The sequence below is a fragment of the Nostoc sp. TCL240-02 genome, from assembly GCF_013343235.1.
Lineage (GTDB): Bacteria > Cyanobacteriota > Cyanobacteriia > Cyanobacteriales > Nostocaceae > Nostoc.
In genome coordinates, this window is the sequence record NZ_CP040094.1 from 5,535,180 (window position 1) to 5,557,449 (window position 22,270).

At 40.9% G+C, this 22,270-nt stretch carries 18 protein-coding genes and 1 pseudogene; 15 read left to right on the plus strand and 4 right to left on the minus strand.

The window, feature by feature from the left end; genetic code table 11:
* The 9 genes from FBB35_RS23600 (at window position 1) to FBB35_RS23635 (ending at window position 10,999) form a co-directional block, all read left to right on the plus strand.
* Window positions 1-1,206, plus strand: coding sequence for a glycosyltransferase family 4 protein (locus tag FBB35_RS23600; RefSeq protein WP_174711668.1), 1,206 nt, complete (start codon window positions 1-3; stop codon window positions 1,204-1,206).
* A 59-nt stretch (window positions 1,207-1,265) separates the two neighbouring features.
* The gene (locus tag FBB35_RS23605; RefSeq protein WP_174711669.1) at window positions 1,266-2,423 is read left to right on the plus strand and encodes a glycosyltransferase; all 1,158 of its coding nucleotides are present in this window, start codon (window positions 1,266-1,268) and stop codon (window positions 2,421-2,423) included.
* Between the two features lie 313 nt (window positions 2,424-2,736).
* The gene (asnB, locus tag FBB35_RS23610; RefSeq protein WP_174711670.1) at window positions 2,737-4,536 is read left to right on the plus strand and encodes an asparagine synthase (glutamine-hydrolyzing); all 1,800 of its coding nucleotides are present in this window, start codon (window positions 2,737-2,739) and stop codon (window positions 4,534-4,536) included.
* Between the two features lie 86 nt (window positions 4,537-4,622).
* Window positions 4,623-5,816 carry a glycosyltransferase gene (locus FBB35_RS23615; RefSeq protein WP_174711671.1) on the plus strand — a complete coding sequence of 398 codons (1,194 nt, stop codon included), beginning with the start codon at window positions 4,623-4,625 and terminating at the stop codon, window positions 5,814-5,816.
* Window positions 5,817-6,071: 255 nt separating this feature from the next.
* The gene (locus FBB35_RS23620; RefSeq protein ID WP_174711672.1) at window positions 6,072-6,839 is read left to right on the plus strand and encodes a glycosyltransferase family 2 protein; all 768 of its coding nucleotides are present in this window, start codon (window positions 6,072-6,074) and stop codon (window positions 6,837-6,839) included.
* Window positions 6,840-6,915: 76 nt separating this feature from the next.
* On the plus strand, window positions 6,916-7,311 hold the full coding sequence (locus FBB35_RS35040; RefSeq protein WP_254625668.1) for a transposase: 396 nt from the start codon (window positions 6,916-6,918) through the stop codon (window positions 7,309-7,311).
* A 23-nt stretch (window positions 7,312-7,334) separates the two neighbouring features.
* Window positions 7,335-7,874 carry an IS630 family transposase gene (locus FBB35_RS35045; protein ID WP_254625681.1) on the plus strand — a complete coding sequence of 180 codons (540 nt, stop codon included), beginning with the start codon at window positions 7,335-7,337 and terminating at the stop codon, window positions 7,872-7,874.
* A 263-nt stretch (window positions 7,875-8,137) separates the two neighbouring features.
* Window positions 8,138-8,677, plus strand: coding sequence for a WcaF family extracellular polysaccharide biosynthesis acetyltransferase (locus FBB35_RS23630; protein WP_174711673.1), 540 nt, complete (start codon window positions 8,138-8,140; stop codon window positions 8,675-8,677).
* 471 nt (window positions 8,678-9,148) lie between these two features.
* On the plus strand, window positions 9,149-10,999 hold the full coding sequence (locus FBB35_RS23635) for a carbohydrate-binding protein (protein WP_174711674.1): 1,851 nt from the start codon (window positions 9,149-9,151) through the stop codon (window positions 10,997-10,999).
* Window positions 11,000-11,378: 379 nt separating this feature from the next.
* Here FBB35_RS23635 and FBB35_RS23640 read toward each other — a convergent pair.
* Window positions 11,379-11,548, minus strand: a pseudogene (locus FBB35_RS23640) (IS1 family transposase); the annotation flags it as partial.
* 92 nt (window positions 11,549-11,640) lie between these two features.
* On the opposite strand from FBB35_RS23640, the gene FBB35_RS23645 reads away from it, so the two are divergent.
* Window positions 11,641-12,336 carry a TIGR04283 family arsenosugar biosynthesis glycosyltransferase gene (locus FBB35_RS23645; protein WP_174711675.1) on the plus strand — a complete coding sequence of 232 codons (696 nt, stop codon included), beginning with the start codon at window positions 11,641-11,643 and terminating at the stop codon, window positions 12,334-12,336.
* Between the two features lie 26 nt (window positions 12,337-12,362).
* Here FBB35_RS23645 and FBB35_RS23650 read toward each other — a convergent pair whose 3' ends face one another.
* On the minus strand, window positions 12,363-12,575 hold the full coding sequence (locus FBB35_RS23650; protein WP_174711676.1) for a hypothetical protein: 213 nt from the start codon (window positions 12,573-12,575) through the stop codon (window positions 12,363-12,365).
* A gap of 171 nt (window positions 12,576-12,746) precedes the next feature.
* Here FBB35_RS23650 and FBB35_RS23655 point away from each other — a divergent pair, with 171 nt between their 5' ends.
* A complete protein-coding gene (locus FBB35_RS23655) occupies window positions 12,747-14,084 on the plus strand; it encodes an IS701 family transposase (RefSeq protein WP_174708167.1) in 1,338 nt (445 codons plus the stop codon).
* A gap of 139 nt (window positions 14,085-14,223) precedes the next feature.
* Here FBB35_RS23655 and FBB35_RS35050 read toward each other — a convergent pair whose 3' ends face one another.
* Complete coding sequence (locus FBB35_RS35050; RefSeq protein ID WP_254625682.1) at window positions 14,224-14,682, minus strand: transposase; 459 nt, start codon at window positions 14,680-14,682, stop codon at window positions 14,224-14,226.
* A gap of 23 nt (window positions 14,683-14,705) precedes the next feature.
* Complete coding sequence (locus tag FBB35_RS35055; RefSeq protein WP_254625668.1) at window positions 14,706-15,101, minus strand: transposase; 396 nt, start codon at window positions 15,099-15,101, stop codon at window positions 14,706-14,708.
* Between the two features lie 52 nt (window positions 15,102-15,153).
* Here FBB35_RS35055 and FBB35_RS23665 point away from each other — a divergent pair, with 52 nt between their 5' ends.
* From FBB35_RS23665 to FBB35_RS23680, 4 genes are all read left to right on the plus strand, one after another.
* On the plus strand, window positions 15,154-15,540 hold the full coding sequence (locus tag FBB35_RS23665; RefSeq protein WP_174713750.1) for a hypothetical protein: 387 nt from the start codon (window positions 15,154-15,156) through the stop codon (window positions 15,538-15,540).
* 254 nt (window positions 15,541-15,794) lie between these two features.
* On the plus strand, window positions 15,795-19,457 hold the full coding sequence (locus FBB35_RS23670; RefSeq protein WP_174711677.1) for a TIR domain-containing protein: 3,663 nt from the start codon (window positions 15,795-15,797) through the stop codon (window positions 19,455-19,457).
* A 212-nt stretch (window positions 19,458-19,669) separates the two neighbouring features.
* Window positions 19,670-20,434, plus strand: a complete 765-nt coding sequence (locus FBB35_RS23675) for a TVP38/TMEM64 family protein (protein WP_174711678.1) — start codon at window positions 19,670-19,672, stop codon at window positions 20,432-20,434.
* A 250-nt stretch (window positions 20,435-20,684) separates the two neighbouring features.
* Window positions 20,685-22,235 (plus strand): mercuric reductase, encoded by a 1,551-nt coding sequence (locus tag FBB35_RS23680; protein WP_174711679.1) that lies wholly within the window; start codon window positions 20,685-20,687, stop codon window positions 22,233-22,235.
* The last annotated feature ends 35 nt before the right edge of the window (window positions 22,236-22,270 follow it).

Here is a 22,270-nt window from a genome sequence, read left to right on the forward strand (position 1 = left end):
ATGAATACGATAAAACTGGCAATTATCACATCTCACCCAATACAATACTACGCACCTTGGTTTCGTTACCTGGCTAGTGCTGGTAATTTGCAAATTAAGGTATTTTACTTGTGGAACTTCGGTGTTACACAGCAGCTTGATACAGGCTTTCAGCAAGCTCTACAGTGGGATATTCCCCTCTTAGATGGATATCAATACGAGTTTGTACCAAATGTTAGTTACAAACCAGGAGTTCATCATTTTTGGGGGTTACAAAATCCATCTTTAATCTCACAAGTGAAAGCTTATAATCCTGATGCAGTTCTCTTGATGACCTACAACTACGCTAGCATCTATAAATTTCTCTGGAAATGGAATTCATCTGAGATACCGTTGCTATTTAGAGGTGATTCCCATCGACTACTACAACCTACTGGAATGAAAGCATGGGCGCGTCAGCAGTTTATTACCCAGATTTATCGCCGCTTTGCTGCTTGCCTCTATGTAGGTAAAGCTAATTATGGCTACTTTCAATATCATGGTGTACCCAGTAATCATCTATTTTTTTCTCCCCATGCTGTTGATAACGATCGCTTTTTTACTCAAGCTGAGAGTGCCAAACACCAGGCAACTATATGGAAACAAGAATTAGGTGTTCCATCGGATCATGCAGTGATTCTATTTGCAGGTAAATTTGAATCCAAAAAACGTCCTTTGGATTTGCTACAAGCTTTTTTGACAGCAAACCTGTCTCAAGTATCGCTGCTATTTGTCGGTGCAGGTTCTTTGGAGGCAGACTTAAAAACCGCAGCCGCACACCATGCAAATATCTATTTTGCTCCTTTTCAAAATCAAAGCTTGATGCCTCGCACCTATGCTATTGCTGATTTAGTTGTATTGCCCAGTTACGGCGCTTCAGAAACTTGGGGACTGGCAATTAACGAAGCAATGTGTTTGTCTCGCCCAGTAATTGTCAGCAGCCACGTGGGTTGTGCCCAAGATTTGATTCATCATAAACACAATGGGCTTGTATTTCCGGCTGGTAATGTGTCAGCTTTAGCCTCTAGCCTGCAAGAAGCATTTTCTGATCGCCAGCGTTTATATCGTTGGGGAGAAGAAAGCCAAAAAATTGTGTCTCAATACAGCTATGCTAATGCAAGCAAGGGTTTGAGACAGGCGCTTGATTATGTATGTCGCCCCAAACAAGAGGAAGTTACAGCTAAATAGATCAAAACCTTATCTAAAAATTTTCCTACCCTTAATTTGCTGATAGTTAATAACAAAAAGTGAATAAGAAAAACTTTAGTAAGCATAACCACCACTATCATCTCTGGTTTCCTGGTCTATTCAACTCAACAGGTGGAATTGAATGTTACTCTTCTTTATGTTTAAAAGCATTTGAAAGTCTCTACCCCGATTGTGCCTACGATATTGTAATTAAGCATGATACAGATGTGCCATCCAAGTCACCTAATTTGTGTTTTCATACAACCGGTAATTGGCCTTTATCCCTACGTACTCCAATACTTGCAGCGCAAATGATTGGTCTTGGTCTTTGGCGACGACCAAAACTTATCTTTTCTACTCATCTCAACTTTAGTGTGATAGCGTACCTATTGAAACGGTTAATTGGCATTCCCTACTGGGTTGCAGCACATGGAATAGAAGCCTGGGACATCCAAAATCCTAACCTTAAAAAAGCCCTCAAGAATGCTGACTTAATTCTAGCCGTTAGTAATTACACTCGCGATCGCCTACTCAAAGAACAAAATCTCCAGCCAGATAGAGTTGTCGTCCTGCCTAATACTTTCACTCCCAATCGCTTTAGGATTGCACCCAAACCAGATTATCTCCTCCAACGATATGGCTTAAATGCACAGCAACCAATTATTCTTACTGTGGCTCGGCTTTCTCAATCAGAGCAATACAAAGGCTATAATAAAATCCTTAGCGTCTTACCACAAATTCGTCAAGCTATCCCAAATGTACACTATGTTATAGTCGGTAAAGGAACTGACCGACCAGCAGTTGAACAGTTAATTGCTGAGTCTAAACTTCAAGATTGTGTAACCTTAACTGGCTACGTTCCTGATGAAGAACTGGGAGATTATTATAATCTTTGCGATCTGTTTGCCATGCCAAGTAGAGGTGAAGGGTTTGGTATTGTTTACCTAGAAGCACTGGCGTGTGGTAAACCTACTTTGGCAGGGAATAAAGATGGAAGTGTTGATGCTCTATGTCAAGGAGAATTAGGCGCACTGATTGACCCTGATGATGTAGAGGCGATCGCTGAAGCTATAATTCAAATCCTCCAAGGTAAATATCCTAACCCTCTAATATATCAACCAGAAGAATTAAGAAAGCGGGTAATTGATAAATTTGGTTTTGAACGCTTTCAACAACGCCTTAATTATTACTTAGAAAAGCAGTTTTCCCAGACTTGATATTGTGTCTTTGCTGTCGAGTAGAATGAATTTTACATAAAAGTAAGTAAATGATGGTAATTTAAGGTGAGCTTCCAAAGAACAGCCTTCGTTATGCCTTAAGGAAAACAATCAAGTTTCCTAAAAATTTGAAGATTCAAAAACTTCTTTCCAGAGCTTGCTTTTCTAAGAAACTTATGCGAATCCATAGGTACCTCTGTCGTACAAAGAGTAGCTAGCGTCAAGAAAGATTGTAGATTCTTTGCCGCTAAATTAAGCTAATCTACTATTACTTTGCATATTTATATTTTCTGTATTTCTTAAGAGGTCTTAAATGTGTGGTATCGCCGGAATTTTAACTAAAACGGAAATAAATCAGGATCTGGCAAATTTGGTGCTAAAGATGCAAAATGCTATTAAGCACCGTGGCCCAGATGATTTAGGTACTTATATATCAGAGGATCGACGAGTAGCCCTTGCTCATACTCGTCTGTCAATTTTGGATCTCAGCCCTGCTGGACATCAGCCAATGTCTACACCTGATGGTCGGTACTGGATTACTTTCAATGGTGAAATTTATAACTTTTCCCAACTGCGGCAAAATCTCATTTCTCAAGGAGAGCAGTTCCAGTCCCAAACAGATACTGAAGTTATCCTCAAGCTCTATCAAAGAATGGGTTCTAAGTGTTTAGAACATTTAAGAGGTATGTTTGCTTTTGCTATTTGGGATGACTGGGAAAAAACTTGCTTTATGGCTCGCGATCCTTTAGGAATCAAGCCATTATACTATTGGAAATCTGGTTCTACTTTAGTCTTTGCTTCAGAGCTTAAAGCTATCCTTGCATCTCGTTTACCTGCCCTTAACTTGAGTCCAGAAGGATTATATGGCTATCTGGTATATGGTTCAGTTCCAGAACCATATACCCTGATTGCAGATATTCATTGTTTAACAGCTGGTCATTGGTTGTATTGGCAAGGCGATCATGTCACAAAACAACAGTATTGGCAAATTAACTTTACTCCACAAGCAATTTCACCAATAGAAGCCCAAGAAAAAGTTCGTAATGCTTTAGTTGATACAATCGAACATCACTTGGTAAGTGACGTGCCTGTTGGCATTTTTCTTAGTGGTGGAATTGACTCTACAGCTATTCTAGCTCTAGCTACAAAGGCGCAGAACAAACAGCTATCTACATACTCTATAGCTTTTGAAGAAACCCAATGGAATGAAGGCGAAGTTGCAAAAAAAATTGCCAATTTATTTGGAGCAAAACATACAGAATATAAAGTTACCGCCTCTATTGCGAAACAGTTCTTTCCTGAATTCCTACAAGCTATTGATCAACCCAGTATTGATGGATTTAATACTTTTTTTGTATCACAGATTGCCCACGAAGACGGCATGAAAGTAGTTCTATCTGGGCTAGGTGGAGACGAAATTTTTGGTGGATATAAGTCATTTGAAAAAATTCCCCAGATGGTAGCATTGGGTAAAACATTGCAAGCAATTCCTGTTCTAGGGAAAAATATAGGTAAAGGATTATCGCGTTGGGGAAAATCACCAAAACTTAAACGACTGGGTGATTTTTTGGAGCAGGCTCCAAGTTCTACATCTGCCTATTCTACTTTCAGAGGAATTTTCTCCCATAAAGAAGCATGTGCAATTATGCAGCAATATATTCCTCATCAACTTTTAACTACTTATATCTTTCCATCAACTGATACTCATAAAGTAGATTTGACAATAGAAGATGAAGTAAGTCTGTTAGAAATAACCTGCTATATGCGTAATCAACTGTTAAGGGATAGTGATGTGATGAGCATGAACTGGGGATTAGAATTACGGGTTCCCCTAGTTGATCGTAATCTATTTGAGGCAGTAGCTTCTATTCCTAGTAATATCCGTTTAGCAATTGGTAAAAAGCTATTAATTCAATCAGTTCCTGAATTGCCAGAATGGGTTGTTAACCGTCCCAAAAAAGGATTTTATGTTCCCGTTGACAAGTGGATTTCTGGGGATTTACAAAATCATTTTAATAATGTAAAGGTTCCCGATAATATTTCTCTTACTCATTGGTATCGGCACTGGAGTTTGATGATGTTACAACATTGGCTAGAGCGAACTTATGCCTAAAAAGTTGTTCAATTTTAAAGGTAACTTGTGAGGACTGCCAAAAAAAGTTAAATTAATAGTTAAAAACCTCACAATTTTGAATAAAAATGAAAATTCTTCATATTATTCCTTCAATAGCATCAGTAAGAGGTGGCCCAAGTCAAGCAGTAATAGAGGTAGTTAAAGCATTAAGAGATGAAAATATCGAAGCAGAAATTGTTACTACTAATGATAATGGTAATGATTTGCTTGATGTACCCCTTGGTAGGCGTATTGAGTACAACCAAGTGCCAGTAAATTTCTTTAAGCGCTTTTCTCCTAAAGTTGGCTCCATCAGAGAATTTGCCTTTTCTAGAGAGCTAACTATATGGTTGTGGCAAAATGTTTCTAAGTATGACTTACTACACGTCCACGCTATTTTTTCCTATCCTTCTACAGTAGCAATGGCGATCGCTCGTTTCCAACGAGTTCCTTACATCGTTCGCCCTTTAGGACAGCTATGTGAATGGTCTTTACAACAAAGCTCTCGCAAAAAGCAAATTTATCTCCAACTGATAGAAAAAGCCAATCTAAATTATAGTAAATCTATACATTTTACCTCAAAGCAAGAACAGCAAGAAGCTTCGCAGTTAAATCTAAGTTCCCCAAGTTTTATTTTACCGCACGGTGTTGATATTCCTAATATTAACCCTAACGCGCGTCAGCATTTGCGGCAATACTTAAACTTACCAGATGATGAACCAATTATTTTATTTTTATCTCGCCTGCATCACAAAAAGGGTTTAGAATACTTGATTCCAGCTTTAGGAAAATTATCTGATTATCGCTTTACATTTGTGTTAGCAGGTAGTGGTTCACAAGAATATGAAAGTGAAATTAAATCACTTCTCGTATCCAATGGCATTAAAAACCGCACCCATATTACAGGATTTGTTAAGGGAGAAATCAAAGATTTAATAATGCAAGGCTCAGACTTATTTGCTCTCACTTCTTACTCTGAAAACTTTGGGGTAGCAGCTTTAGAAGCTTTAGCTGTCGGTCTTCCAGTCTTACTTACTCCTGGCATCGCTTTAGCTGATCTGGTTGCACAGCAACATCTTGGCTATGTTACAGAACTACAGGTAACTGCGATCACCGCTGCTATACAGCAGGTTTTAGATTGTCCCGAAGAAGCACAGAAGCGAGGCGATCGCGCCCAGAAATTTATACTAGAAAATTATACTTGGGATCGTATCGCATCAAAACTGATTTCAGTTTATACTGATATCATTGAAAGTCAGACTGTTTCTACTGCCCGTTAACGTAAATGATAAATAATAGGTGATTAAACATATAAATTCAAAGATTACTAACCAATACGAATACAAATATCAATCTTCCAATCAATCACATCATCATCTTTATCTCATAAAACCTTTGATGGAGATGATATCGGAATATAATTACAAACATTAAATTTAAATTTGCAAGTAGATTTCCCTTTCTTTGGAAGTCTATAGCTTTGTTCTAGTACTTTACTCGGTAATTGAGCTGATTCTGAGAGATTTTCTTTTTATATGCTAAAGCTGATTACTCCTCTTATTCTCACATATAATGAAGACCCAAATCTTGAACGCACACTCCAGCAACTCACTTGGGCACAGAAAATCATAGTTATTGATAGTTATAGTAGTGATAAAACTCTAGAAATTCTTAACTCCTATTCACAAGTTCATGTATTCCAACAGGAATTTGATACCCATACTAGGCAGTGGAATTATGGTTTAGAGCAAGTTCAGTCGCCGTGGGTGCTTTCTCTAGATGCAGACTATATACTAACTAATGAGTTAATTTCGGAAATTGCTGCTCTACCAATTGATGGAAAGATTGATGGCTATTTTGCCAGATTCAAGTATTGTGTGTTTGGTAAACCAATGCGTAATAGCATACTTCCACCTCGTCAAGTGCTTTTTCGTAAAAGTAAGGCTAAGTACATTGATGATGGACACACACAACTTTTGCAGATGTTTGGTAACTCTGCAACACTTTCTGCCTATATTCACCACGATGATCGCAAACCCCTAAAGCGTTGGTTATGGGCACAGGAGCGTTATATGGTATTGGAAGTAAAAAAACTACTAGAGACTCCTACTAGTGAACTTAGTTTAGGCGATCGCATCCGCAAACAAAAAATTATTGCACCTTTTATAATTTTATTGTATTGCTTGATTATCAAAGGCGGTATTCTAGATGGTTGGCATGGTTGCTACTATGCTTTTCAGCGTGTTCTGGCAGAAATACTCTTGAGCATTCGACTTATAGAAGCTGAGAAATTTAAAACTTAATTAGTCAGTAGTTATAGCGGTTATCAGTCTACTTCAGTACAGTAGGAGAGAGCAATTCTACTGATAATTGGTGGTGATGAAAGCCTACTCTCTCGACTTGCGTCAAAAAATAGTTGATGCTTATGCCTGCGGTGACATTTCCCAACGAAAACTGGCTAAAAACTTTGGTGTCACCTTAAGTTTTGTGCAAAATTTACTCAAACGCCATCGAGAATTGGGGATGATAGGCCCCAAGGTGCGGACTGAGCAGACAGCAACAAAGTTGAATGCTGAACAGTTAGAAATCCTGCGCCAACTCGTCATAGCACAGCCCGATGCGACGTTAAGCGAATTGCGGGAACGACTTTACGAGAAAACAGAGGTCTTAATTGGGGTAGCTACGGTGAATCGGATGGTTCGCTGGAAACTTCACCTCAACCTCAAAAAAAAAGTCTCCACCTCACAAAAAAAGGTAGTGATGAAGTCCAACTAGCCCGATTTGAGTACTGGAAACTCTTGAGGGGGATACCCGTCGAAGAGCTGATTTTCTTAGATGAATCGGGAGTTAATCTGTCCTTCATCCGCAAATGTGCCCGCGCCTTGCCTGGCCTTTCAGCCTATGCTCAAAAGCCCAACCGCAAAGGGAAAAATGTCTCGGTAATTGGTGCAATTAGCTTGAAAGGACTGCTCACCCAATGGAGTGGCTTAGGTTCTATCGATGCTTTGACTTTTGATGCCTTCATCGCCCAAAAGCTCGTACCCAAACTTTGGCCTGGTGCAGTGGTGATCATGGATAACTGCTCAATCCATAAAAGTGATGAACTTGAAGCTTTGCTCATCGCTGCTGGCGCTCATCTCATTTATCTCCCCCCCTATTCTCCCGATTTTTCACCGATTGAGAATTGTTGGTCCAAGATTAAGAACATTCTCCGTCGCATCGGTGCAAGGACATACCCTGATTTACTCCAGGCATTAGATACGGCATTCGCAGAAGTGACAATAGAGAATTTGCTGGGTTGGTTTACTCACTGCTGCTACTGTACCTCACAAGACTGATAACCGCTATATTAAGAATTTATTTTAAATTTTATAAATATTTACAATATTTCGATACACTCAGTAAATATCAGTAGGAGATTCAGACCTACAGCTACAAAGATTGACCACTAAATCTACGATTTGGTGGATCTGAAAACCATCTATTCAGCGTTCGACCAAGCCTTGTTGAAGTGTCACACCGAAGTCAAAGTCTGCTAGTCGTATAGAATTCATGTTAAATTCTGGCTTCTGAATGCTATTTCGATAAATTTAATCACTGTATGCGCCTAAATAAATATACTGTTAACGACTATACTCCAGGAGCACCATACTGGAAACAACTTCTCTGGTATTTTGTTGGATCAGCCTTAGTTGAAAGTTATTGGTTACCATTTTCAGTTTTTAAGATTTGGGTACTCCGCAGTTTTGGGGCTAAAGTAGGTCAAGGTGTTCGCATTAAACCTGGAGTGCGGGTAAAATTTCCCTGGCGGTTAGACATTGGTGATTTTGTTTGGATTGGGGAAAATGTATGGATAGATAACCTCGCTTGTGTCACTATTGAAAGCCATGTTTGCCTATCTCAAATGGTCTATCTCTGCACCGGAAATCATGATTGGAATCATCCCGATTTTAAATTAATTGTTGCCCCAATCAATATTCAAGAGAGTAGTTGGATTGCTGCCAAGTCTGTAATTGGGCCAGGAGTCACTGTTGGTCGAGGAGCAGTACTAACATTAGGTGGCGTTGCTGGAAAATCGCTACAGTCGATGACCATTTATGCAGGTAATCCGGCTCAACCCATCAAGCAACGAAAGCTTTGATAAAACATATCTGAAAACAGGCAAAGCCTCTGTGCAAAAAGCTTCAAGCAGGCGATCGCAGATTGCACTCTTAACGTAAATTTAAACTGATAATGGTATTTTGAGATATTTTTCGTTGTAAATAGGTCAGAATCTAAGCTTATAAATAATCAGACAAAATTACAAAATTAATTATATATGGTTCTCGAACGGTTTGATCCCTGATATACTCTCTGCGTAGTAACAAAGGAAGGATGCCTAGCCTAGATTAATGAAAAAGTGATAGTCATCACATTTTGAAGTCATCACATTTTCAAAATTTTTTCACCCGAATAAATACTGAAGTTGTTAGTTCAATCTCTAATCTATTATCTCTGGCATATTTCAAGAGTCATTAGTAGATGTAGTAACTGGCAGCCTGTTGACTGCGGCTAGTTTGTTTGTGTTTTGTTTTGATTCAGCAACGCCGTTTAATTTCAGAGGATAAATGATGTGAACCCTAAATTAAGCAGATTTTTTCTGCACACTGCTATTACGTTACTGTTACTACTGAGCTTATCCGGCATTAGTCATGTATTAAATATTCCGGTTTTGCAGCCACTGAAGGTTGTAGCGGCTACCAGCACATTGACTATTCCGTCGAGCGCGCTGGCACCTTGGCCCGTATTTGAGCGTGTAGATGCTCTCAACTCATCGTTTCGTTCTGGACTAAACACAGCCTGGGGAGACTATTGGGAGCGTAGCGAAAATCCTTTTGATATTGGGTATACAGAGCAAACCCAGGAACTAACTAACACCGCCAATGGTAACTATGCAATATACAACAACCTTGACTTAGGTAGTGGTGTAGAGGCATTGATGCTGCGTATCGCTTTGCCTTCTGGGACAAACAGCGTTGAAGTGCGCTTAGGTTCAGTGAGCGGCTCTGTGGTGGGGAGCTGTACCATCAACAGCACTGGTTCTCTGTCAGACTACCGTACAGTTCCGTGTCCTTTGAATAGCAGCCTTGCAAAGGGAAAACAAAACCTTGTCATTAGGTTTACAGGCTCTAACAGTTCTATGCGCTTTAATTGGTTTGCCTTCTGGGCAAAGGATACAGTGCAAAAAATTGACGAGATACAAAAAATCCAATCCAGCGATATCAACCAAGGTTCGCCTGTTATTCCGATTTCTGGCAGACCGATACGAACACAAAGCTTACTACCAGCCAGTTCCCAGATTCTGGCCAGATCCTATGGGCTTTGGTCTCCTGGCAAAACATGGGAATGCCCCAAGTGGATGCACGATACTTATTTTACCAATGGCGATGATGGCAAAGTATACCCCACATGGCATCCGCCTGTAGATTTTAACCCTGAAACAAATGTGTATTGTACTTATGGTCACGAGCATGGCGACGATCCACTCAGTTCAGAGGTATTTAATATTGCAGGGATGCCAGCTTTTGGCTATGTAAATGAGCAACTAGCAAATCAATCTGTTTATCGGAATGAAGATCACTTTGGGCATAAGTCTTTTGTTGCCAACAATTGGCAGATGCTCAATGCCAGCAACACCAGTTTAATTAAATCCTGTGACGTTAGTTTCAAACTGCACATGGGTACACATTCGCCAGATGCGCTAGCAAATACAGCCCATGAAATGTTTGCATCTGGTAAATGTGATGGGCTTGAACCCTTCAATTTAAAGCATTTTGCTTTGTTTGGTGCTGCCGGAGAATTTAAAGAACCTGAAACTTCTTTGTGTGACTTATCGGTAAATCCTGGTATTACTCCCTCCCCTACGAATCAACCCTATGGTGATGCCCATCGCGCCATTCCGACTGCTGGTTGTTACCAGCGTGGGACAGTTGATCAAAAAACGGCAGATGTAAATACAAGAAATACTGAATCTTGGCTTACTGGCTTTGCTGGAAAAAGTTTTTACTTTAACATCACAAATCCTTCCCGTTTTTATGATCCGTCTACCACAACGAAGATCAATAGGACTGTGAATAACTGCTACGACCCAGCGCATCCTCTTTCTACAACTCTAATTTGCGAAGAAACATTAGCTGCTGGTAGTAAAGTAGAGTGGGACGACCCTCGATCGCCCTTTCGAGGAACAACTCAAAGAGAAACTCACTTTTCTGGTCTTGCATTTAGTAATTCTGCAAATTCAGTAATCTATACAGATGCTTATGGCAGAAACGCAAGAATATCACCTGCTCCCGCTCAAGGAATTACGTTCAAGCAAATTGTTCCTGTTCAAGGATTTAAGTATGATGTAAATAGTCAAGCCAGCCTCTTCCCAGCCAGAGACTATTCTGCATTGGGACAAAATGGGGTAAGAGCGCCTAATTAAAAGAAACTGAGCAATTCTAAATCCGTAAAGCAGGGCATCTCGTCCCAGCATTCCATAGGAAACTCAGAGCTTCAGTTTCTCCATCCGCCGATGCCGCGCCTTCGACCGACCAGCAATAGCCCCATTCGACTATTTGTCAGGGTGTGGCACAGGCGGTAAAAAATACTAGTTTTCATGATGAGTTGTTAATTATAAAGACATTTTCAGACGGGGATTTATTTAAACCTTGTCTACCTTGAGAACCGTAGTTTTATCGGTTGGGTGCAGCGATCGCGTAACCCAAAATAAATAAGGTGGTAATGTTGGGTTGCGTTTCACTCCACCCAACCTACATAAATATATCTTTTAAAAAACTCGGCGTTGCTGAGTGCGGTATGAATTAATTGAACACCAGGATAAAACGATACTTCAAGTAGTAAAGTAATAATCGAATAGAGTATTTCAGTATTTCTTCGGGCTTAGAATAACATAGTGTTTTGCGTGCAGTCGTGCTAAATAATGACGTAAACGGGTGTTTTCACCTTCTACTCTAGTCATGTAAATCTTATTCTAGTTACCTCATTTTATCCCATTATTACGGATATCATGAGAGCCACATTCAGAACAATTCATGTTTTAGCACCCTATGTTCATACCCTATTATGCAACGCCGAATTTCTATTATTATTCCGACTCTTAATGAAGCAGAGAATATCAAAGAAGCAATTGTAACTACTCAACCGAATACAAATATAGAAGTAATCATAGTAGATGGTGGCTCTAAAGATGACACTATAGAAATAGCTCAGTCTTTAAATGTCAAAGTTATCTCATCATCTCCCGGTCGTGCTGTGCAAATGAACGCGGGTGTAGTAGCTGCTAGCGGCAAGATTCTGTTATTTCTTCATGCAGATACCCGTTTACCGACTGGGTTTGATGAGATAATTTGCACAGCGCTACAACAACCTGGGATTGTGGCTGGTGCTTTTAACTTGCGGATTGATGCGTCACTTTTAAGTTTACGATGGGTGGAGTGGGGAGTAAATGTGCGATCGCATTTTTGCCAAATGCCCTACGGCGACCAAGCAATTTTTTTAACTAAGGAAGTATTTCAGCAAATAGGCGGCTTTCCTGAATTGCCTATCATGGAAGACTTTGAACTCATGCACCGATTAAAACGCATCGGACGCATTGTAATTATTCCTACACCTGTTCTTACTTCAGCGCGTAGATGGTTGCAAAAGGGAGTATTAAAAACTACGCTACTTAATCAAATAGTAATTATTGCTTATTTACTCGGCGTTTCACCTGAGCGAATTCGTCGCTGGTATTGCCGAGAAAAATTTAAGAGAATTTAAGCTGTTTCTCATCTGGGTAGTATATCTTAGGGGCATTGGATTTGAGGACAAGTTTCAAAGTTGAGCCTCAGAAGGTCAACATCGAGCCTCAGAAGGTCAACATCGAGCCTCAGAAGGTCAACATCGAGCCTCAAAAGGTCAACATCGAGCCTCAGAAGGTCAACATTGAGCCTCAGAAGGTCAACATTGAGCCTCAGAAGGTCAACATTGAGCCTCAGAAGGTCAACATCGAGCCTCAAAAGGTCAACATCGAGCCTCAGAAGGTCAACATTGAGCCTCAGAAGGTCAACATTGAGCCTCAGAAGGTCAAATTTATAAAAAGGAAGAAGCGTTTATCCCTCTTCTGTCACTTTCCGAGTATTCTGAATAAAAGGATTAAAAGAAAAAACTCTCTTCAGGTAAGCAGGGCAATGGATGTAGAATTACAAATCCTAAAACATTTGGCAAGAGATGCCCAGCCAACAGTTGCGATCATAGATGAATATTGTGCAGAGTATAAAGACCTGTTCAAAGAAGTAAGAAATTATGAATGCTTCAAATATTTACATTTAGGGATAATTGCACCAATAAAAAGAAAATCATTACCAGAAATAGCCAAAGTAGTAAGTATAAACTCGGCACAGTCATTACATCATTTCATAGCCTATTCAGATTGGTCAGCAAATAAATTAAAGAGCCGAAGATTAGATAAATTAAAGAAAGCATTAAATAGTCAGGCGATAACCGTAGTAATAGATGAAACTGGAGATAGGAAAAAAGGTAAAAAGACAGATTATGTTGCAAGACAATATCTAGGGAGTGTAGGAAAAATAGATAATGGAATAGTATCAGTCAATGCTTATGGAGTTTATGAAAATGTAACATTTCCATTAAGTTTCAAAGTATTTAAACCGAAAGGGACGCTCAAATCAGGAGATAAATATAAAACCAAAATAGAGTTAGCGTCAGAAATTATTACAGAATTAATAAATGAGGGGTTTAATATTGAATTAGTATTAGCCGATAGTTTATATGGTGAAAGTAGCAAATTCATCAAAAAGCTCAATGAATATGAATTAGCTTATGTTGTAGCAATTAGAAGTAATCACGGAGTCTGGCTACCAGCTAATCAGAGCGTTAGAGCTAACAAGTGGTGCAAATTTGAGAGAACATTTAGTAATAAAAAATCCGAAATCAGATATATCCGAGAAATAATTTATGGTAAAAAAAGAGCCATAACTTACTGGGAAATAACTACTGATCCAGAAACAATGCCGGATAATTCCACTTCATTTGTCATGACGAATCTTCAAGGAAATCTCAAAAAAACTTTAGGCGATTTATATGGATTAAGAACCTGGGTAGAATATGGGTTTCGACAATGTAAACAGGAACTCGGCTGGACAGATTATCGCTTGACAAATTTTCAACATATAGAGAGATGGTGGGAAATTATTTTTTGTGTTTACACAATGATTAGTCTAAATTCCCCAGCCTTTTTAGCCTTAAATCAATCTCTTCAAATTGAAACTGAGGTGATAGGTACTAGTTATGTTAATTGTGTAGATTTTTCTCATCATCAACAATGGAATCATAATTCTGGATGGAAGAATACTCTTAATAATCTTCGTTTAATTGTCCAACCTCTTTTACTATTTTGGCTGATTTATCCCTGGTTAGATATTTTTCCAAATTCTCATTTATTGCTAGGATTTAATCATTTAATTTGTGCCATGAACCAATTTAAACCCTTTTTTGCTTCTGGATGATTTCACTTATTTACTACTTGCTTATCTCGGAGAGTGACAGAAGAGGGTTATAGCGGTTATCAGTCTTGTGAGGTACAGTAGCAGCAGTGAGTAAACCAACCCAGCAAATTCTCTATTGTCACTTCTGCGAATGCCGTATCTAATGCCTGGAGTAAATCAGGGTATGTCCTTGCACCGATGCGACGGAGAATGTTCTTAATCTTGGACCAACAATTCTCAATCGGTGAAAAATCGGAGAATAGGGGGGGAGATAAATGAGATGAGCGCCAGCAGCGATGAGCAAAGCTTCAAGTTCATCACTTTTATGGATTGAGCAGTTATCCATGATCACCACTGCACCAGGCCAAAGTTTGGGTACGAGCTTTTGGGCGATGAAGGCATCAAAAGTCAAAGCATCGATAGAACCTAAGCCACTCCATTGGGTGAGCAGTCCTTTCAAGCTAATTGCACCAATTACCGAGACATTTTTCCCTTTGCGGTTGGGCTTTTGAGCATAGGCCCGAAGGCCAGGCAAGGCGCGGGCACATTTGCGGATGAAGGACAGATTAACTCCCGATTCATCTAAGAAAATCAGCTCTTCGACGGGTATCCCCCTCAAGAGTTTCCAGTACTCAAATCGGGCTAGTTGGACTTCATCACTACCTTTTTTTGTGAGGTGGAGACTTTTTTTTTGAGGTTGAGGTGAAGTTTCCAGCGAACCATCCGATTCACCGTAGCTACCCCAATTAAGACCTCTGTTTTCTCGTAAAGTCGTTCCCGCAATTCGCTTAACGTCGCATCGGGCTGTGCTATGACGAGTTGGCGCAGGATTTCTAACTGTTCAGCATTCAACTTTGTTGCTGTCTGCTCAGTCCGCACCTTGGGGCCTATCATCCCCAATTCTCGATGGCGTTTGAGTAAATTTTGCACAAAACTTAAGGTGACACCAAAGTTTTTAGCCAGTTTTCGTTGGGAAATGTCACCGCAGGCATAAGCATCAACTATTTTTTGACGCAAGTCGAGAGAGTAGGCTTTCATCACCACCAATTATCAGTAGAATTGCTCTCTCCTACTGTACTGAAGTAGACTGATAACCGCTATATTAAATTCCAAACTCAAATTACTACTCCTAAGTTGCCTGATTGTCACTCTAATAATTGCTGCTAAACAGTTAAATTTTCAAGGATTTTTACAGACATCAATCATTTGGGTTGAGAGTCTTGGAGTTTTTGGGCCTATCGCTTACATAGCCATCTACAACTTAGCAACATTACTTTCGTTAGCTGGTAATCTTGCCATGATTAACACATCTCATCAACCAACTACTCCAGAAACTCAAGTCTGGCAATGGATAATGCAAGTAGTTGGGTTGATTGCTACCGTTGCCGTGACTGTATATATCACAAAAGTTGCTCAGAAAGCATTAGCTAAAAGTGTAGCATTAGTAGAAATTATCAATGATGAAACTCAGCTTTAAAATAACCTGAAATTGATGGCGAGAACCATGTTATTTTACAGTGTAGTAAGTGAGTAGTTCCCTGCTATACAATCAAATTTCAATGTGAGCGATCGCAGTTGTCAATAAAAATAAAACAGACATAATTAAATCTAAAATCTAAACCAGCGAATCCTTTTCCTGCAAAGGATTTTACCCTCTGCCTCCTGCCTCCTGCCTCCTACTTAGTAGTTTCCCTATTCTAAATTAAGCTAAACCTAGACTTAGCAAATCAGATGACAGACGTTTTTATCTCCTATTCGCGCAGAGACAAGGAATTCGCTGTTATTCTCCAAAACGCCCTCAAAGCTCAGAATCGTGAAACCTGGGTTGACTGGAAAGATATTCCTTTGACAGCCGATTGGTGGGCAGAAATTCAAGTGGGGATTGAAGCAACTAACACATTTGTCTTTGTAATTAGCCCAGATTCGGTTGCCTCTAAAGTTTGCCATCAAGAGATTGAACACGCTGTCAAAAATAATAAGCGCCTCGTGCCAATTGTGCGGCGAGAAGGCTTCGACATGGAGCAGGTTAATCCTGCCCTTGCCAAGCACAACTGGCTGTTCTTTCGAGAACAAGATGATTTCGACACTGTTTTTCCCCAGCTAATTAAAGCAATTGATACGAATTTAGAATATGTGCGCGGGCATACGCGCTTGCTAATTCGGGCGCTGGAGTGGGAGAACAAGGGACGTAACGATAGCTTTTTGCTACGTGGAACTGATTTAGACGCAGCAGAGCAATGGCTTGTCTCTAGTGCTGCTCAACAACCCCAAGCAACTCAACAGCAGCAGAACTACATTAGTAAAAGCCGCGAAGCTGAAGCAGCGAATCAAAGATTGGTGAAAGCTGGACAGCAGGCAAGACAGATGGTTCGCATTGGTTTTGGCGTGCTGGGTCTGACATTGGTATCAGCAGCAATAGCTGGAGTCTGGGCAAACAAAACTATTCAAGAAGCCCAAGAAGGCACAAGGCTAGAGCGAGAGGGAGTTGCAGCCCAACAGCAGTTTGGGTTGCAAGCATTACTCTCAGCCATAAGTACGGGACAAGGGTTGCAATCAATGGTTAAGGATGGTCGCCCACTAGAACAATATCCAGCCGCTAGCCCAATATTGGCTTTACAAACGATTCTAGATGAGATTCGAGAACGGACGCAGCTTACAGGGCATCAGGGACCAGCAGTCTACAATGCCAGTTTTAGCCCTGATAGCAAGCTGATTGTCACTGCCAGGGTTGAAAACATAGCGCATGTGTGGGACACAAAGGGTAAGCCGTTAGCCGAACTCAAAGGGCATCAGGGATGGGTTATTAATGCCAGTTTTAGCCCTGATAGCAAGCTGATTGTCACTGCTAGCGTTGACAAGACAGCGCGGGTGTGGGACACAACGGGTAAGCCGTTAGCCCAACTCAAAGGGCATCAGGGTGAGATCAGAAATGCTAGTTTTAGCCCCGATAGCAAGCTGATTGTCACTGCTAGTGATGACAAGACAGCGCGGGTGTGGGACACAACGGGTAAGCTGTTAGCCCAACTCAAAGGGCATCAGGATGTGGTCTACAATGCCAGTTTTAGCCCCGATAGCAAGCTAATTGTCACTGCTAGCGTTGACAAGACAGCCCGGGTGTGGGACACAACGGGTAAGCTGTTAGCCCAACTCAAAGGGCATCACGGTGGGGTTATTAATGCCAGTTTTAGCCCCGATAGCAAGCTAATTGTCACTGCTAGTGATGACAAGACAGCGCGGGTGTGGGACACAACGGGTAAGCTGTTAGCCCAACTCAAAGGGCATCAGGATGTGGTCAGAAATGCGAGTTTTAGCCCCGATAGCAAGCTGATTGTTACTGCTAGTTATGACAAGACAGCGCGGGTGTGGAAGACAACGGGTGAACTGTTAGCTCAACTCAAAGGGCATCAGGGATGGGTTATCAATGCCAGTTTTAGCCCTGATAGCAAGCTGATTGTCACTGCCAGTCATGACAAGACAGCACGGGTGTGGGACATAACGGGTAAGCTGTTAACTCAACTTCAAGGGCATCAAGGAGTGGTCACCAATGCTAGTTTTAGCCCCGATAGCAAGCTGATTGTCACTGCTAGTTATGACAACACAGCGCGGGTGTGGGACACAACGCCTAAGCTGTTAATCCAACTTCAAGGGCATCAGGATGGGGTCAACAATGCTAGTTTTAGCTCTGATGGCAAGCTGATTGTCACTGCTAGTTATGACAAGACAGCGCGGGTGTGGGATACAAAGGGTAAGCTGTTAGCCCAACTCAAAGGGCATCAGGGAGAGGTCAACAATGCGAGTTTTAGCCCTGATAGTAAGCTGATTGTTACTGCCAGTGAAGACAAGACAGCGCGGGTATGGGATACAAAGGGTAAGCTGTTAGCCCAACTCAAAGGGCATCAGGGAGCAGTCAGAAATGCCAATTTTAGCCCTGATAGCAAGCTGATTGTCACTGCTAGTGATGACAACACACCGCGAGTGTGGGATACAAAGGGTAAGCTGTTAGCCCAACTCAAAGGGCATGAGAATTTTGTCTACAATGCTAGTTTTAGCCCCGATAGCAAGCTGATTGTTACCGCCAGTCATGACAACACAGCACGGGTGTGGGACACAACGGGTAAGCCGTTAGCCCAACTCAAAGGGCATCAGTATGGGGTCACCAATGCGAGTTTTAGCCCTGATAGCAAGCTGATTGTCACTACCAGTTATGACAACACAGCACGGGTGTGGGACACAACGGGTAAGCTGTTAACCCAACTCAAAGGGCATGAGAATTTTGTCAACAATGCCAGTTTTAGCCCCGATAGCAAGCTGATTGTGACTGCAAGTACTGACAACACAGCACGGGTATGGGAGACAACGGGTAAACTGTTAGCCCAACTCCAAGGGCATCAGAGTGGGGTTATTAATGCCAGTTTTAGCCCTGATAGTAAGCTGATTGTTACTGCCAGTGATGACAAGACAGCACGGGTGTGGGACACAACAGGTAAGCTGTTAGCCCAACTCAAAGGGCATCAGGGTGGGGTTATTAATGCCAGTTTTAGCCCTGATAGCAAGCTAATTGTCACTGCTAGTTATGACAAAACAGCGCGGGTGTGGCCAGTGGAAAGCTTAGATGAACTGTTGGCTCGGAGTTGTAACTGGTTACATGATTATCTTGTTACACATCCCCAAGACTTGGAAAAACTATCAGTATGCCAAAATCAATCTATTTTGATGGCAGCAGCGCCATTTATGATTAGGGAAGGTGAGGAGCAAGCAAGAAAAGGTTATGCTCAACCAGCAGTTACAACCTTCCGTAAAGCTTTGAAGTGGAATCCCAACTTAAAATTTGACCCAGAGGCAAAGGCAAAGCCATTGGTAGAAGCTGCAAATCAAGTTGACAAGGGTAAGGAGCTAGCACAGATAGGCAATATTGATGGTGCTGTTGCTGCTTTTCAAACTGCATTGCAATTAGACCCTAGCTTTGAATTTGAGCTAAAGACAAAAGCTGTTTCGCTGCTGGTTTATAAGGGAAATAAACTTATAGAGGAACGTAAGTTTAAAGAAGCAGTAGCCGCTTATACTAAAGCCCAACAATTCACTTCCAACGGAGAAATTTATGTAGATTTTTGGAACCTCTGTGTGCAAGGTATTCAGCAGGGTCATGCCAAAGATGTGTTGTCTGCCTGTGAAACTGCTGTAGCGCTTGCTCCTAATGATGGTAATATTCGTGATAGTCGTGGTTTTGCCAGGATGTTAACAGGGAACACTAAAGGCGCAATTGAAGACTTTCAAGTATTCATCGCTCAGACTGACGATAAAGAAATGAAATCACAACGCCAAGGTTGGGTAAAAGTTTTAAGCGCTAGTAAAAATCCATTCACACAACAAGAAATTAACCGTTTAATTAAATAGTAGAAACTTATAATAATTCGCAATTCGTAATGGCCTTCGCCTTGGTACATTAACCGTAATTTGTAATGAATACAAGCTGTAATAATTTTGTTACAATTTGTTTTTAAGGCTTTAATATGCTCTTTAAACAATAATACGTTTGATAACTTTGTATTAAAAAGTAAGAAATGTGTTATTAAGTTAAGTCTTAAATTGTTTTTTCTTAAGGTAAAATGAAAAAGCACTTCACAGAAAATCTATTTAATATTGCAAATTTCTACAAGCCTTTGAGATTTATTGTATTAATATTACTAATACTTAGCTTTATTTTTTTGTTAAACACAGACTTTGCCTTAGCACAAGACTCTGTAAATACCAATTCTTTTAATCCCCAAACAATTTTACGAGATGCGTTGCAATGGATCGATCGCCTTGGTACTGTAGGAGCGATCGCTTTTATTGCACTTTACATTACCGCCACCGTCGCTTTTTTCCCTGGTTCTATTCTTACCTTGGGAGCAGGTGTAATTTTTGGTGCAGTTTGGGGTTCTCTCTACGTGTTTATCGGTGCAACACTTGGTGCTACTGCTGCCTTCCTTGTGGGACGTTATTTAGCAAGGAACTGGGTTGCTGGCAAAATCGCAGATAACAAAAAATTTGCCGCCATTGACCAAGCTGTTGGCAGAGAAGGATTAAAAATCGTCTTGCTAACGCGACTCTCCCCAATATTTCCTTTCAATTTATTAAATTATGCTTTTGGTATCACGGGAGTTTCACTTAAAGATTACTTCATCGGCTCTGTAGGCATGATTCCCGGAACCATTATGTACGTTTACATAGGTTCTCTTGCAGGTAATCTTGCTGCGATTGGTACTGAAACTCAACCGACTAACCCAAATTTACAATGGGCAATTCGGATTTTGGGTTTGATTGCGACAGTAGCCGTTACAGTTTATATAACCCGGATTGCACGCAAAGCTTTAGAAGAAGAATTGTAGGTACTCTACTGTGGACTATTCAACAGCAAATTGCTGTAAATTATCGATTGTTGAAACGTTTATACAGCAAAACTTTAATCGTATCTGTCAATTCCCAAACGGACAAAACAAGTCAAAGGTTGTATTTGTTATTAAACAAACATAAAAAACAAGAGACTGAGCCACCTAAATTTATCAGGATTATTAATTTTCAATTCCTCCCCAAGGTAGTTGACTTTAGTATTTTTAATTCTTAAAAGAGGTTTCGCCAATGACTAATTCAGATTTAGAGAGAGTCACAGTTCGCCCAACGGATGAGTATAATCAAAAGTTGGTGTCTTACGTCCATCCCCCAAATTGGGTTAATCCTCAACCGGCAGATATTTACGATTTGGTAGTAATTGGGGCTGGTACGGCGGGATTAGTGGTGGCGGCGGGGGCTGCGGGTCTAGATTTGGGTTTAAAAGTGGCGTTAATTGAAAAGCATCTCATGGGTGGAGATTGCTTAAATGTTGGTTGTGTACCATCTAAAACTATTATTCGGTCTGCCCGCACCATTGGCGAAATCTGGGATGCTAAAGACTTGGGAGTTAATATTCCCCAACATAATATAGATGTTGATTTTCCCCAAGTCATGGCAAGGATGCGGCGAATCAGGGCTGATGTCAGCCACAACGACTCGGCGGAGCGGTTTCAAAAGTTGGGTGTCGATGTCTTTTTGGGTAGCGGTCGATTTGCAAGTAAAAATACCGTGGAAGTTGGCGGTAAAACCCTGCGGTTTAAAAAAGCTGTAATTGCTACTGGCGCAAGAGCCGCACAACTGTCGATTCCAGGAATTGAAAAGGCGGGTTATCTAACTAATGAGACGGTTTTTTCCCTAATTCAACGGCCGGAACGTTTAGCGGTGATTGGTGGCGGCCCCATTGGTTGCGAATTGGCGCAAGCTTTCCGGCGTTTGGGTTCTGAGGTGGTACTTTTCCATAGCGGTTCGCATCTTCTAAATAAAGAAGACGCTGAAGCTGCTGAAATTCTGCAAAAGGTTTTGATTAGGGAAGGAATTCGCGTAGTGTTGAATTCCAAGTTGGAAGAAGTAGTAACTGTTACTGAGGGGAAACGGCTTTATTTTTCTTCTAATAGTCATCGAGATTCGGTGACAGTAGATGAAATTTTAGTCGGTGCGGGGCGATCGCCAAATGTAGAAAATCTAAATTTAGAAGCAGTGGGTGTAGAATACGACTTACGTCAAGGTGTGAAGGTAAATGATTATCTCCAAACGACGAATTCCAAAATTTATGCGGCTGGCGATATCTGCATGAACTGGAAATTTACCCATGCTGCTGATGCTGCGGCGCGAATTGTAATTAAAAATACGCTGTTTTCTCCCTTTGGCTTAGGACGCTCGAAACTTAGCAGTTTGGTGATGCCTTGGGTAACTTATACTGACCCAGAAATTGCCCACGTAGGCATGTACGAACACGAGGCGCAGAAATTGGGTATTGAGGTGACGACAATCAAAATACCTTTTAGTAGTGTAGATCGCGCGATCGCAGATGGTGAAGAGTCAGGATTTCTCAAAATCCACCATAAAAAAGGGTCTGATGAAATTATTGGCGCAACTATTGTCGCTAATCACGCAGGTGAGATGATATCAGTTGTGACTACAGCAATAGTGAATAAGCTCGGTTTAAGTAAGTTAAGCAGTGTAATTCATCCTTATCCCACTCAAGCCGAAGCTATTAAAAAAGCAGCTGATGCTTATCGTCGTACACTCTTAACATCAAATACCAAAAAACTGTTGGGATTCTTGACAAAGTTATCTTGAAAAAAATCAGCTAACAGTCAGACAACTGTTCACTG

Excerpts from the sequence above, each read along its gene's own strand:
- FBB35_RS23620 (WP_174711672.1), top strand. The coding sequence starts at position 6,072 with ATGCTAAAGCTGATTACTCCTCTTATTCTCACATATAATGAAGACCCA.
- asnB (WP_174711670.1), top strand. The coding sequence starts at position 2,737 with ATGTGTGGTATCGCCGGAATTTTAACTAAAACGGAAATAAATCAGGAT.
- FBB35_RS35055 (WP_254625668.1), bottom strand. The coding sequence starts at position 15,101 with ATGAAAGCCTACTCTCTCGACTTGCGTCAAAAAATAGTTGATGCTTAT.
- FBB35_RS23670 (WP_174711677.1), top strand. The coding sequence starts at position 15,795 with ATGACAGACGTTTTTATCTCCTATTCGCGCAGAGACAAGGAATTCGCT.
- FBB35_RS23645 (WP_174711675.1), top strand. The coding sequence starts at position 11,641 with ATGCAACGCCGAATTTCTATTATTATTCCGACTCTTAATGAAGCAGAG.
- FBB35_RS23615 (WP_174711671.1), top strand. The coding sequence starts at position 4,623 with ATGAAAATTCTTCATATTATTCCTTCAATAGCATCAGTAAGAGGTGGC.
- FBB35_RS23655 (WP_174708167.1), top strand. The coding sequence starts at position 12,747 with ATGGATGTAGAATTACAAATCCTAAAACATTTGGCAAGAGATGCCCAG.
- FBB35_RS23630 (WP_174711673.1), top strand. The coding sequence starts at position 8,138 with ATGCGCCTAAATAAATATACTGTTAACGACTATACTCCAGGAGCACCA.
- FBB35_RS23675 (WP_174711678.1), top strand. The coding sequence starts at position 19,670 with ATGAAAAAGCACTTCACAGAAAATCTATTTAATATTGCAAATTTCTAC.
- FBB35_RS23600 (WP_174711668.1), top strand. The coding sequence starts at position 1 with ATGAATACGATAAAACTGGCAATTATCACATCTCACCCAATACAATAC.
- FBB35_RS35040 (WP_254625668.1), top strand. The coding sequence starts at position 6,916 with ATGAAAGCCTACTCTCTCGACTTGCGTCAAAAAATAGTTGATGCTTAT.
- FBB35_RS23680 (WP_174711679.1), top strand. The coding sequence starts at position 20,685 with ATGACTAATTCAGATTTAGAGAGAGTCACAGTTCGCCCAACGGATGAG.